Source organism: Vibrio sp. 10N.222.48.A3, from assembly GCF_041475345.1.
Taxonomy (GTDB): domain Bacteria; phylum Pseudomonadota; class Gammaproteobacteria; order Enterobacterales; family Vibrionaceae; genus Vibrio; species Vibrio tasmaniensis_A.
Genome location: NZ_JBFRVX010000238.1, coordinates 1 through 12,191 on the forward strand (window position 1 = coordinate 1; position 12,191 = coordinate 12,191).

The window sequence follows — 12,191 nt, forward strand, 5'->3', positions numbered from 1 at the left end:
CAATAAGCGGGGCTTTTTTACGTTTTTTTGTGCTTACTGATTGCGAAGCGTTGTTGTTCTCTGTCATTTTTTATTTCTCATTTTGTTTTTATTTAGATGTAACGAATTGTAAATGAATTCGATTGATTGATAAGATAGGAAAAAAGGGAAACACTGTTGCATGAATCTTACTAATAGGGCTTTGGGAGAAGTACGATGGACTTAAATGCTGTGACTGTTTTTACACAAGTTGTTGATTGTGGGAGTTTCACGCACGCAGCTGAAGCATTGAACATGACCAAGTCGACCGTCAGCCGAAAGCTAGACGAGCTGGAACAGCACCTAGGTGTGAGGTTGATCACTCGTTCGACACGAAGTTTAGTTTTAACGCCAGAGGGTGAGCGCTTTTATCAGTCGAGCATGCAGATGCAAGAGATCATGAACCAAGCTGAGTTAGAGGTTTCTGCCAATCAGGATTTGATCCGAGGGCAGTTGAATGTTGTGTTGCCTGTCGAATTGGGGCATCAAGTATTAGCCACATACATCCACAGTTTCCTAAAAGAGCACCCAAACGTGACTTTGAACTTAGAACTGTCGAATCGAGAAGTCGACATCATTGCGGAGGGGATCGATCTTTACGCACAAATTGGTGAGCTAGTGGACTCGAGCTTGGTTTCTCGTTACCTCACAACATCGAAGCGTGTATTGGTAGCCAGCCCTGAGTATTTAGAACAGTTCGGTGAAATCTCTTCACCCGATGACCTTAAGCCTCCATTTAGGATGATTGAGGTCGTGAACAAGGCGGCACGTCTACCTAAGTGGCATTTGCAATTAGAAGGCGGTGAGTCGATTTTGATCGATCTACCGTGTCAGTTGCGGGTGAATACCATCACGGCATGTCTAACAGCGTGTGTGGATGGGCTCGGCTTGGCGGTGCTTCCTGAATTCATTTGTCGGGAACACTTCAAGACAGGTAAGCTGATTCGCTTGTTACCTGAATATGAGATGCCAGAAGTTTCAGTAAGCCTAGTGTATGCAGACAGACAGTTGATGCCGAAACGTAAGAAGGTCTTTATCGACTATCTACTGACTGCTTTTCAAAATAGGAAGCACAAGTAACGGGCTGAACATTAGCGGTTAAATAAGTGCTTAAGCTTCCTATTATTCGTTTTTGTCTAAACCGTATCGAAGCTAACTATGATTGGGCTGCCAGTCGACGACTTGCCCATTCGCCAATATAGCTTTGACCGATAGGGCAGCAATATCGATACCGTTGTAACGAAATGCCTTGTTAGAGAAGTTGGCAATGATCTTACTCCCGTCACTGAACTCGGTTTGTTGAACTTCGCCGCTTTTGTCTAACCAGTCGAAATCGACTAACTGTTTATCCCATAACTGTTCGTGCATCGGTTCAAAGCCATCTTGATAGTGTTTGAGTGCTTTGATCCTTGGACTTGAACTTGATAAAGCTTCATCTCTGGTCAAGTGAACCATCGGTGGTGTGTTGTACAACATGGCGGTTAAGTCTCTTTCTGCTTGTACATTAGTGAACTTAAGGCTGTCTGAGTGCCAATGGTGCGTATTGATTACTTCATCATGGAAAACGGCTTGGTAAAGCGGAATTCGATATTGAGGCGAAAACAGCAATGACTTGTAGGGTTCTTTGACCTTAGCTGACTTGAAGAAAAAGTCAGGTTTATGGTCTGGATACCAACGACCCAAGTAATAAGGTGATTGTAGGTCTTCTTTCATCTCTTTGTCTGACCAACCAAAGCCGACCGTTTCTAAGCCGTGTGCAAAAGCGATGCCTTTTGTCGTCAGGCTATTACCATCTTCAGAACCAAGCACCAAATCGGGTTGATCGCTTAACCACTGCATTCGGTTATTGAAGGCAGAAAGCATATCCGTCTCACTGCTATTATCGCTGTAGTCCTCACGCGCCATCGCAGTCGCATCAACATCTAGGAACAGGCTATTGAAGTGACCAAAACGCATGATGTCTACGGCGCGCTGTTTTACATAATCCAAATGGCAATTCGGGTTCAAGTAAAAACCGTTTCCTCGAAACCCTTTTTTTAGGCTGCCATCCGCCATTTCAATCGCACAACTTTCACGCATCGGTTTTGGTAATTGGGCGGTTAGCCAGTTGTCATTGAGCTTCGCAGGGATGGCTGTGTTGTAGGAGTCATAGGTTCCAACCAGATAACCAGATTGCTTAGCCAGTTCTACTGCATTCGGTTGATAGAATGCTGGCATCCAGTTATCAAAACCTAACCAAAGCTTATTCAAGCCCGCTTTGTTTAGATTGTTGACCATGCCTGATGACAAGGCTTGTCCCCAAGTATCCGGTGCATTGAGATAAGAAGAGGCATGCTTAATCAACCAGCTTTTCTTGCTCTGAGCAGCGGTGTGTTGAGCTTTTATGGTGTTATCAGGCAGTGTTGGCGTTGCAACAGGATACAAGCTTTGTAATGACTGGTTAATAGAGTCCAACAACAGTTGTTTGTGATACTGGCTAAACCAATCTTTGCCTTTAGACAGAGGGGATAACTCACGCTTCGCTTCACTTGAAATGTTTAATTGAGAGTCTTCGAGATACCAGGCTTTTAATCCCCACCAGTCTCTCACATCTTGGATACTTAAAGCATCTTTACCAAACAAGTAGACGTGGCTTGCGCCGATTAGCTTATTTACATCTGGGTTACGCTTTTGCTTTTCGACAAACGATTCAGAGAGACCATTCTCAATACGCCAATCACGGTATTGTTTAGCACCATCTAACCAAGAGTCTCCAAGTGTTATCCGAACCGTAAAAGGCCGTGATTGATTCAGCGTTGTAAATTGGTGTGAAGCGCTCATATCAATCTTGGTCTTCTCATCAGAGGACGTATCCGACGATACATCAGAAAAGAACAATTGGTTGTTGGTTGGGGTAATCATCTGATAACTGATGAATTGATCGTTCTGTTGTACCGTCCAAAAAGGCATTTTTAAGTCTTGAGTGGTGTTGCTTCCAGAATGGTTGTCGACTAGGTAATTGGCCCACTGCTTATTGTTGGTAGGAACGCGCATACCCTCACTAAAGGGCAGAAATAGAGTCTGAGTTTGTTGTTCTGCTAGGTCAAACCAAACGAGTTCAATGGGTTGGTTTCGTTTTACTTGTGTGTTTTCAGGTAAGGTGAATTGGACAAGAAGATTATGTTCCTTCAACTCAGCTTCAACATTGATTCCACTCGGCATGAGTGTCCAAGATGCCTTGGTTTTTGAGTCTATGACTAGGTGAGTAACTTTTTGAGGTTGACGATCAACGGTCAAAGCAGCGCTATTCACACTTAAGCCATTCCAATCTATCGCTAATGTTTTTGTTGAAATCGACACTATATTGCTGGCGTTAATGTTGTTGGTGTGGCTATTGCTGATAAGAGTGACTTGATTATCTTGTGCGTTTGCCGAGAGCGCACAAGTCGTGAATAGAGCTGCAATAGCAAAAGACGTAAAATTAAGTTGATGACGAACGTTGACCATATCTAGATTCCGTAAAGGGTAAGTACGGTCATTACACCCAAATCGCGTTGGTATTTTGTCACCTATATGTCTCTATTTTTTCCCTTCGGTGTTTAATGCCATTGTATAGCGAGCTTAACTTAGAAAGGCATCGCGACACGCTGTACATATTGGATTTCAATCGCACCTTGGTATTCAAACATTTCAACCGATGCACTCAAGTGTTTAGCTTCAGATCCGGTTGGGCTTTCTGTAGGAAGAGATGCTTGCGTTGTTTTGATTGGCACCTTGAAACCTAGCATATCGTAGTTTTCGTCAAACCACTGCCAACTGACATTGGCGTCTGGGCAGCTGTCGATTATCTCAGGCGGTGTTACCACAATGTGAGGGTCGTTGAGTTTGCTTTCGAGTGTTAGCCATCGCTTGTTGTCGTCTAAAGCAACAATAATAGGGTAGTTGTTCGAACCTATCGTTAACTGATAAACACCCGATTCCGGTTTGATGAGCATCTCACTGGTTTCAATCTCTTGATATTCGACATCAGAATTGAGTTGTCCTTCGATAACCACTTTTCCATCAGGCGAGACCAGAGAAATACGTTGTGTTTGATCTTCTAACACTTCGTTGAGTTGCTCCGCAGACACTTTGATCTGATAGCCTTGTGATGAAAGACCGTGGCGCTTGATAAAGCTAACTTGAATGTGGTTGTTGGGTGTAGCACTTTGTTCAAGAGTGCTTCCACATTGAGTCCGACTCAGGATCTCTTGTTTAACGGGTAGCCAAAGTTGGCTATTAAGCTCTGCCTGATCAAGCGCGATTTGCAGTTCTTGCCATGCCACTTGCGGTTGATCATCGAGCAGTGATTGATAGGTGTGTTGCAATGGCGTGTCTGTAAACCAAGCCGCATTACACGCAAAGGGCATTGTAAAGGGTAATGTGCAGAACAGTGTTGTTAATAAGCTTACTTTCATTGTGATTCCCCAACCAAACGATAACCAACCCCACGATGCGTTTCTAGTTTCAGCGTTGGTAGCTTTTGACGTAAACGCAGTATGTGGTTATCAACGGTTCTTGTGCTTGGGAAGGCTTGATAACCCCAGATTTTATTCAATAACTCATCTCGGTGGAACACGCGCCCTTGGTTTTGAACAAACAAAACTAATAGCTGAAACTCTTTAGGTTTCAACGTGATTGGGCTTTCATCCAGATAAGCGATCCGTTCCGACAAGTTGATTTGGATATTTGCGTAATCTAAATGGCTAACACCTAACGGCCGAAGCTGCGTAATGACTCTAGCAAGCAATTCATCATTCGAAAATGGCTTAGTCACGTAATCCTTGGCACCTGCCATTAAACCTTCAACACGTTGTTGAACTTCAACTTTGGCGGTCAACACTATCACAGGTAGCGCTTTGATCAGTAACCAATTAGGCAAGTGTCGCAAGCTGTCGCCGTCTTCAAGTTGTCGATCAAGCACCACGAGATCGGCTCGTAACCACAGCTTACCGGCACTCTGAGCATCTTGCACCCAAAGGCATTGATAACCATTGGACTCAAAGAAGCTGACGAGGCCTTGCCCAAGCAGTTGGTCGTCTTCAATCAGCAGTAGGGTGTTCATAAGCGATTTCCAAAATACATCGAGTTGGATTACGGAGAATGATGAGACGGCCATTCGCTTGTTTCATCAAGTGTTCGACAATAGTCAGGCCAATGCCCATATTATCTTGTTTGTGATTGGCGCACCGTGTTGTTCTTGAAATAAGTCGTTGTATCAAAGAGGGGAAGTGACCCTCATCTTGTACTTCTATTCTCAGTTTATCTGAAAGGGAGATCTTAACTAAAACCTTACCTTGTCCATGCTGCTTAGCATTCTTGATTAAGTTATCAAGACAGATGGTCAGCCAGTAATAAGGCAGGTTAAGTTCAACATCTCTTGCTTCACATTGATAAGCAATATTGTGCTTTTCGCAGACATGGTCGAGCCACTCTTCCAATGATGCGTTTTGCTTCAACAAAGGCTCCGACTGATCCGAACTTAGATACACTTTGCTGTTTTCGGTGAGCTGAGAAAGCCTTTGATAGTCTGAAATTAAACGCCAAACTGCCCCTTGGATCTCATCGGGAAAATCGTCGTAGCGGTTTCTGAACATTTCGACGGTTAGACCTAGGCTAGTAATTGGCGTGCGCAGTTCATGAGTAAGAAGCTGTAAAATGAACTGCCTCTCTTTTCGTTGTTTTGTTCTTAGGTATAAGACTCTACCTAGGCCGGAAATCAACGTTAACAGCAATGTAAAGATCAACGTTTTCATGATCAGATTGTCATTGCTAGGCTCGCTTAAGCACACGTTGCTGTAACGAAAAGTGCAGGTTTCACCCGTCAAAGACACCTCTTGCCGCTCTGCAATAGGTTGCCAAACATTTAAGGGAATGGCTTTCCAGCCTTGTTCGCCACTTAACCAAAGCACATCGTCCTGTTGCCAAGCTCGGTATCCACTGAGCAGTGCTTCTCTGCCTTGTGCACTTAGGTTTTCTAGCTGGTTATATAAAGGGTGCTGCGGGTTGGTAAGACTCAAAAATGGGCGTATCTGCTCGGTCACATCTGGGTAAGCGGCTAAATAACGATCAGCAAAACTGCCACCTGCAGGGTGTCGTTTGGAGTGTGCTGCAAACCAAATGGAATCCAATGCTTGTTGCTGACACAAAGCGAGCTCAAACTCGATGGCATCATCTAATGAAGGGTTATTGCTTTCAATCGCTCGGCAGTGATCTTGTATTGACGCTAACGCTGCGATGTCGTCCCAACTGAATTGGTTGAAATCAGGATAGCGGCTACGTTCATGAAGCAGAACTTTCGGATACTGAGCCAACTCTTGTTGAGAGACTAGGATTGGGGATGATTGCCAGCTCAGTTGATACAGGGTTTGCCACTTGTCTTGCAAACTTTGGGCATTGGCTAGAGTTGGGAGCCAAAAGATCAAGCCAAGGGCTAAGGTAAACCTGCGCATCCAATCATTCTCGTTAAAAGTCGTGGGGAGAGTCTAAAGAGTTTTGGATGCGATTTGTAACCTGAATGTCAACAAGTGTTCTTTTAACAACAAATTGTCGAGTGGGTCATGCTTTTAAATAATAAAGTAAAAATACAGTAAGTATCATTTGTTTGGGTTAAATTAGATAATTGTGTACTTATTGTCATCACTGGGCGTGTGGAGGGAACTATACTGGACTCATACCTAATAAGAGGAACTATCATGAAACTCATCATCAAATCAGTATTAGCAATTAGTATTTTGGCGGCAGGCTCTGCTCAAGCGTTCGAATTAATCAGCAACGATATTCAAGAAGGTCACCCAATGGCGAAGACCTTTGAATACTCAAGTTGGGGTTGTGACGGCGGTAACCTATCACCACAATTGATGTGGAAAGATGCTCCAGCAGGAACCAAAAGCTTTGCAGTCACGGCTTATGATCCAGACGCTCCGACTGAAAGTGGTTTCTGGCACTGGGTCGCGTTTGATATTCCAGCAACAGTGAGCGACCTACCTCGCGGTGTCGATATCTCTAAAGTGGGTGGCAAAGAAGGCCGAATCGATTATGGAACGGTAGGTTTCGGTGGCGCTTGTCCTCCAGAAAAAGATGGTATGCACCGTTATCAATTCACGGTTTGGGCATTACCAACGGACAAACTTAACCTAGACGAAAACACGCCGTCGGCAGTGGTTGGATTCACGTTGAACAGCATGGCTTTAGACAAAGCGAAACTGACGGCAACTTATACACGCTAATAGCTTATGTACGTTAAAAGCTTATACACGTACATAATAAGCAAATAAGCAAATAAGCAAATAAGGGGATGAGATGAATCAATATCAAGTGACGATCTTTCGTGCAGAGCAGTTACAAAAACTGCGTAATGTGAGGATTCTATCCCCTAGTATTATTCAGATCATTACAGGCAGTAAGCGCCTGTTTTGGAAAGACTCAGCGGCAGAACTCTCACATTCTGAGCTGCTGTTGTGTGAGGCATCAGCGTCATTGAGTTTTGAGAACATGCCCCACAAAGGGCGTTTCCTTTCGCGTGTATTCAGTTTTCATTTCCAACCGACGCAAGCAATGCTCGATCTGAGTGAGGATCGAGCAATTGAACTGGATTTACCCACCGTGGAGGCAGATCGAGGTTTGCAAGATTCTCTCAATGCGTTGTTTTCGTTTGATCGTCAGAGCATGAGTGAACAAACCCAACAATTTTGGTTGCAGGGTTTGTATCAGCAATTAGCCGAGAAGGGCGTGTTGCATCGATTGTTTATTAGCTCAAACGTTTCGTTTAGCCAGAAACTTAGCCACTACCTTTCGCATTCACCGGACGAGAAACATCCGTTAGAGTCGGTAGCAGAGCGCTTTGCGATGAGTCGCGCCACGCTTATCCGAAAGCTCAAACTGGAAGGTATGCAATATCGTGAGGTGTTGGCTGAAGTTCGGTTGAGTCACGCACTTTATCTGATGCAAAACGGACAGCAGAATGTGGCGATGTTGGCCCAGTCTTGCGGTTACCAATCGGAAGGACGTTTTAGTCAGCGCTTTAAAGGAAAATTTGGTTTATCGCCTAGTGAGTACATCAAGACAGTGGTCAGCAATTAAGTCGTAAGACGTATCGAGCAAAGTAAGCCTAGTTAATTACAGGTCATTGAATAATTAAATAAATACCGTTTTAATAAGCTCAAAACCAAATGTTTGTAAGAGCGCAGATTGCTGTGTACCAGAGATGATGGCGCTATACCAGAGAAGGTCACCCATGACTGATTTGAACCCAAAAAGTGAATTAAATATAGAGAAGCTCACCAACGATTTCCCGTTGTTAAAACAACTTATAGCGTTAGAAGAAGTGAGTTGGTTTAACCCAAACATCACGACGTTAGAACAGGGTTTACCTTATGTGGGGTTAAGCGAAGAGGACATTCAAGATGCAAGCCTGCGATTACAAAGGTTTGCCTCTTATCTGGCGAAGGCATTCCCTGAAACACAAGTCACCAATGGCATCATCGAATCTGAGCTTATCGATATCCCTGCAATGAAGTTAGCATTAGAAGCTCATTATCAGCAGCCAATAAAAGGGCGTTTGATGATGAAGAAAGACAGCCATTTACCGATTTCAGGTTCAATCAAAGCGCGCGGTGGTATCTATGAAGTACTAACGCATGCCGAGAAGCTTGCCATTGAAGCTGGGTTACTGTGTGAGAGCGATGACTACAGTAAGTTACTCGAACCTGAATTTCGTGACTTCTTTAAACAATACAGTATTGCGGTAGGGTCTACGGGTAACTTAGGCATGTCGATTGGCATAATGAGTGCCAAGTTAGGCTTTACAGTGTCGGTTCACATGTCTGCTGATGCGAGAGCGTGGAAGAAAAACAAACTGCGTGAGCATGGTGTCAATGTGGTCGAATATCAGCAAGATTATGGCGTTGCAGTAGAACAAGGACGCAAAGAAGCCGCACAAGATCCTCGATGTTTTTTCATTGATGATGAAAACTCACAAACCCTGTTCCTTGGCTACTCGGTGGCGGGGCAAAGACTAAAGCAACAGTTTGAACAGCAGCAGATTCTGGTCGATGAAGACCATCCACTGTTCGTTTACTTGCCATGTGGAGTCGGTGGCGGCCCCGGTGGTGTGGCATTTGGCATGAAGATGGCTTTTGGTGACCATGTACACTGTATTTTTGCTGAGCCAACCCATTCGCCTTGTATGTTGCTCGGTGTTCATACCGGTTTGCATGATGAGATTGCGGTGCAAGATCTGGGTATCGATAACCTCACCGCCGCAGACGGTTTGGCGGTGGGTCGGGCTTCAGGTTTCGTGGGTCGCGCGATGGAGCGCTTGCTTGATGGTTATTACACATTAACCGATGAACGCATGTATCAATTGCTAGGCGAACTGAACCAAGCAGAGGGTATTCAACTTGAACCTTCAGCACTCGCAGGCATGCCAGGTGCGGTTCATGTTGAGCGAAATAGCGAATACCTTGCTCGTCTACAAATTGATGAATCGACGCTAGCGAATGCAACGCATCTTGTGTGGGCGACTGGCGGAGGCATGGTGCCAGAGCAAGAAATGGCAGCTTATTTAGCTAAGTCATCGGTGTAAATTGGATAGAAAGACGGATGATTGATGAGTTGAAACGAAGCAATAAGTTACGCAGATCGTTATCTCAAACACATATTTTATAAATTAGGCTTCTTAGATGTTCTAACTATCAGTTAGGTTGAGTGGCATTCAACTTGATAGGGATTGAGCAATGCAGACGGACAAAGTGATACAGACAAGACATATAAACACACCAGAAAAATTACTACAGCGTTTAGATGCGATTGGGGAGTCTTTGGAAGCATCGGGTAAGGCTCATGCTTTACTGGGATTGGGCTCGGTAGGTATTGAAACAGAACGACTTGATCAGTATTCAGATGTCGATTTTTTCGCGATAGTACAAACGGGGCATAAGCAGTATTTCTTAGACAGCTTGCATTGGCTCTCAGACATTCACCCAATCGACTACGCGGTGAGAAATACCGTCGATGGCTATAAAGTCCTGTACGCTGACGGAATCTTTTGCGAATTTGCGGTGTTTGAATCCCACGAGTTAGCGCATATCCCATTTGCTAAAGGGCGCATTGTTTGGCAGCAACCTGAATTTGATACTCAGTGTTGTGTTCCACCAGCAAAAGGCGAGGCACACGCAAACTCTCAAGAATGGATCATCGGTGAAGCACTGACCAATCTTTATGTGGGCATGAGCCGATATAATCGCGGCGAGAAGCTTTCTGGCTCTCGCTTTGTTCAATCTTACGCTCTTGATCGTTTGATCGATCTTGTGGATCAAACTGAGCATTCTGAGCCTGAATTCGTTGATGAATTTATGTCGGATAGAAGGCTAGAAGCACGCTTTCCTAAGTTTGCTCAATTGCTACCAACCTTTACCCAAGGTTACGAGCGCACGGCTGAATCGGCACTTGCCCAACTAGCGTTCCTCAACACCCACTTCACAGTTAACCAAGCCATGTGTGACCGAATCACTGAACTGTGTTCCAGTAAAGATTAAGCCTATAACCTGTTAATCTTAAGACCTATTTTCTTGGTGCGCGTAAATAACAGTTGTCGCTCGTCTGTATTGTTGATAGGTTTTAACCATGAAATTTAATTCTGCTTCAACTTCAACTTCAACTTCAATTTTCTTTTGGTGGTGCTCTCAATAGAGCAGCACGGAATACTTACATTCTTTAGCTGCTGGACGGTAGCTAAGAATGTCATCAAAAATGTCGCCTCTTTTTATCTCCAGTAGCCTTTTTAACTTGGAGATACACCATGAATACCAACTCAAACAGCCATACCGACAGCAATAATATTGGCAGTAAGAACAATACCAACAAGCCTGAAATTATTCTGACTGGCGATAGAGCAACTGGGCCTTTACATTTGGGTCATTACGTCGGTTCACTTAAACAAAGAGTCTCTTTGCAGCATATTCACGACCAAACGATATTGGTCGCTGACATGCAAGGGCTTACCGACAACGCCCATAATCCTTCGAAGGTTTCTTCCAACATTCTCAATGTAGTCGCTGACTATCTTGCGGTGGGTATCGACCCGACCAAGACCACGATTTGTCTGCAATCACAGCTGCCGGTGTTAGCTGAGCTCACCATGTTCTACAGCAATCTTGTTTCTATCGCTCGCTTAGAACGGAATCCAACAGTCAAAAGCGAAATTCAGAACAAAGAGTTTGGACGTTCAATTCCAGCAGGCTTCCTCACTTATCCCATCTCACAGGCGGCAGACATTACTGCTTTTAACGCGACTTTAGTGCCTGTTGGCGATGATCAACTGCCGATGTTAGAACAAACCAATGAGATAGTAAGGAAAGTGAATTCGCTCGCTGGCAAACCAATCTTGAATGAATGCAGGCCGCTTCTCAGTAATGCATCTCGTCTGCCTAGTACTGATGGTAAAAGTAAGATGTCTAAATCGATGGGCAACGCCATTAATTTGGGTGCAACAGAGAAAGAGATCAGAGCTGCAGTCAAATCCATGTATACCGATCCAAATCATCTACGAATTGAAGAGCCAGGCAAGGTAGAAGGCAATATCGTGTTCACTTATCTTGATGCTTTTCACACAGACGCTAACTATGTCAGTCAACTAAAAGAGCATTACCAAAGAGGTGGGCTAGGCGATGGACAAACTAAGAAAGTGTTGGAAGAGTGCCTGCAAGAGATGCTTCGTCCTATTCGTGAAAGAAGAGCTGAGTTACTGGATGATAAAGCGCAGCTCATCGATATTTTGCGAAATGGTAGCGAAGTCTCTAGGGAAAGGACGCAAAAGGTACTGTTCGATGTAAAAGGCGTCTTTGGTCTGAATATTATCTAGCACTGGCTGTATGTAAATAAAGTCAATTAATTTGAATGATGATTACGGTTGATTTATAAAATGGATTTTGTGAATGGAAATGAGGTTGTATGGCAACGCATGATTTCACACTCCAGCTTTCAAGTTATGGTAATTAAATGAAAATTAACGTTTTACTCTCTGTCTTATTTTCGGCTTTGGTTTCAATGTCTGGCTGTTCAGATGTGGTCAGCGATGAGTACTCGACTTATGCGCAAGCCAAACAAGAGCGATTGTTTGACAGGGGATGGTTACCCGACATTCTGCCTAAATC

Annotated in this window: 10 protein-coding genes; 6 read left to right on the forward strand and 4 right to left on the reverse strand. The window is 44.2% G+C overall.

The window, feature by feature from the left end:
* The first annotated feature begins 195 nt into the window (after positions 1 to 195).
* Positions 196 to 1,098: a LysR family transcriptional regulator gene (locus AB4653_RS08055; protein WP_017097897.1), complete on the forward strand. Its 903-nt coding sequence runs from the start codon at positions 196 to 198 to the stop codon at positions 1,096 to 1,098.
* 72 nt (positions 1,099 to 1,170) lie between these two features.
* On the opposite strand, the gene AB4653_RS08060 is transcribed toward AB4653_RS08055, so the two are convergent.
* The 4 genes from AB4653_RS08060 to AB4653_RS08075 form a co-directional block, all read right to left on the reverse strand.
* The gene (locus AB4653_RS08060; protein WP_102257631.1) at positions 1,171 to 3,504 is read right to left on the reverse strand and encodes a glycoside hydrolase; all 2,334 of its coding nucleotides are present in this window, start codon (positions 3,502 to 3,504) and stop codon (positions 1,171 to 1,173) included.
* Positions 3,505 to 3,623: 119 nt separating this feature from the next.
* Entirely contained in the window at positions 3,624 to 4,454 is an 831-nt protein-coding gene (locus AB4653_RS08065) for a DUF2861 family protein (protein WP_032555015.1), read from the reverse strand.
* On the reverse strand, positions 4,451 to 5,101 hold the full coding sequence (locus AB4653_RS08070; protein ID WP_032555016.1) for a response regulator transcription factor: 651 nt from the start codon (positions 5,099 to 5,101) through the stop codon (positions 4,451 to 4,453). Before AB4653_RS08070 ends, AB4653_RS08065 begins: the two co-directional genes overlap by 4 nt.
* Complete coding sequence (locus AB4653_RS08075) at positions 5,079 to 6,488, reverse strand: DUF3404 domain-containing protein (RefSeq protein WP_032555017.1); 1,410 nt, start codon at positions 6,486 to 6,488, stop codon at positions 5,079 to 5,081. Before AB4653_RS08075 ends, AB4653_RS08070 begins: the two co-directional genes overlap by 23 nt.
* Before the next feature lie 243 nt (positions 6,489 to 6,731).
* Here AB4653_RS08075 and AB4653_RS08080 point away from each other — a divergent pair, with 243 nt between their 5' ends.
* The 5 genes from AB4653_RS08080 (at position 6,732) to trpS (ending at position 11,899) form a co-directional block, all read left to right on the forward strand.
* Entirely contained in the window at positions 6,732 to 7,265 is a 534-nt protein-coding gene (locus AB4653_RS08080; RefSeq protein ID WP_029225307.1) for a YbhB/YbcL family Raf kinase inhibitor-like protein, read from the forward strand.
* 73 nt (positions 7,266 to 7,338) lie between these two features.
* On the forward strand, positions 7,339 to 8,118 hold the full coding sequence (locus tag AB4653_RS08085; protein ID WP_009845017.1) for a helix-turn-helix transcriptional regulator: 780 nt from the start codon (positions 7,339 to 7,341) through the stop codon (positions 8,116 to 8,118).
* A gap of 124 nt (positions 8,119 to 8,242) precedes the next feature.
* A complete protein-coding gene (locus tag AB4653_RS08090; RefSeq protein WP_050395107.1) occupies positions 8,243 to 9,622 on the forward strand; it encodes a D-serine ammonia-lyase in 1,380 nt (459 codons plus the stop codon).
* 151 nt (positions 9,623 to 9,773) lie between these two features.
* Positions 9,774 to 10,574 (forward strand): hypothetical protein, encoded by an 801-nt coding sequence (locus AB4653_RS08095; protein ID WP_032555020.1) that lies wholly within the window; start codon positions 9,774 to 9,776, stop codon positions 10,572 to 10,574.
* A gap of 263 nt (positions 10,575 to 10,837) precedes the next feature.
* Positions 10,838 to 11,899 carry a tryptophan--tRNA ligase gene (trpS, locus tag AB4653_RS08100; protein ID WP_050395109.1) on the forward strand — a complete coding sequence of 354 codons (1,062 nt, stop codon included), beginning with the start codon at positions 10,838 to 10,840 and terminating at the stop codon, positions 11,897 to 11,899.
* The last annotated feature ends 292 nt before the right edge of the window (positions 11,900 to 12,191 follow it).

Bases quoted from the DNA above. Each gene is read 5' to 3' on its own strand.
- AB4653_RS08080 (WP_029225307.1), top strand. From the start codon at position 6,732: ATGAAACTCATCATCAAATCAGTATTAGCAATTAGTATTTTGGCGGCA.
- AB4653_RS08070 (WP_032555016.1), bottom strand. From the start codon at position 5,101: ATGAACACCCTACTGCTGATTGAAGACGACCAACTGCTTGGGCAAGGC.
- AB4653_RS08085 (WP_009845017.1), top strand. From the start codon at position 7,339: ATGAATCAATATCAAGTGACGATCTTTCGTGCAGAGCAGTTACAAAAA.
- AB4653_RS08090 (WP_050395107.1), top strand. From the start codon at position 8,243: ATGATGGCGCTATACCAGAGAAGGTCACCCATGACTGATTTGAACCCA.
- trpS (WP_050395109.1), top strand. From the start codon at position 10,838: ATGAATACCAACTCAAACAGCCATACCGACAGCAATAATATTGGCAGT.
- AB4653_RS08065 (WP_032555015.1), bottom strand. From the start codon at position 4,454: ATGAAAGTAAGCTTATTAACAACACTGTTCTGCACATTACCCTTTACA.
- AB4653_RS08075 (WP_032555017.1), bottom strand. From the start codon at position 6,488: ATGCGCAGGTTTACCTTAGCCCTTGGCTTGATCTTTTGGCTCCCAACT.
- AB4653_RS08095 (WP_032555020.1), top strand. From the start codon at position 9,774: ATGCAGACGGACAAAGTGATACAGACAAGACATATAAACACACCAGAA.
- AB4653_RS08055 (WP_017097897.1), top strand. From the start codon at position 196: ATGGACTTAAATGCTGTGACTGTTTTTACACAAGTTGTTGATTGTGGG.
- AB4653_RS08060 (WP_102257631.1), bottom strand. From the start codon at position 3,504: ATGGTCAACGTTCGTCATCAACTTAATTTTACGTCTTTTGCTATTGCA.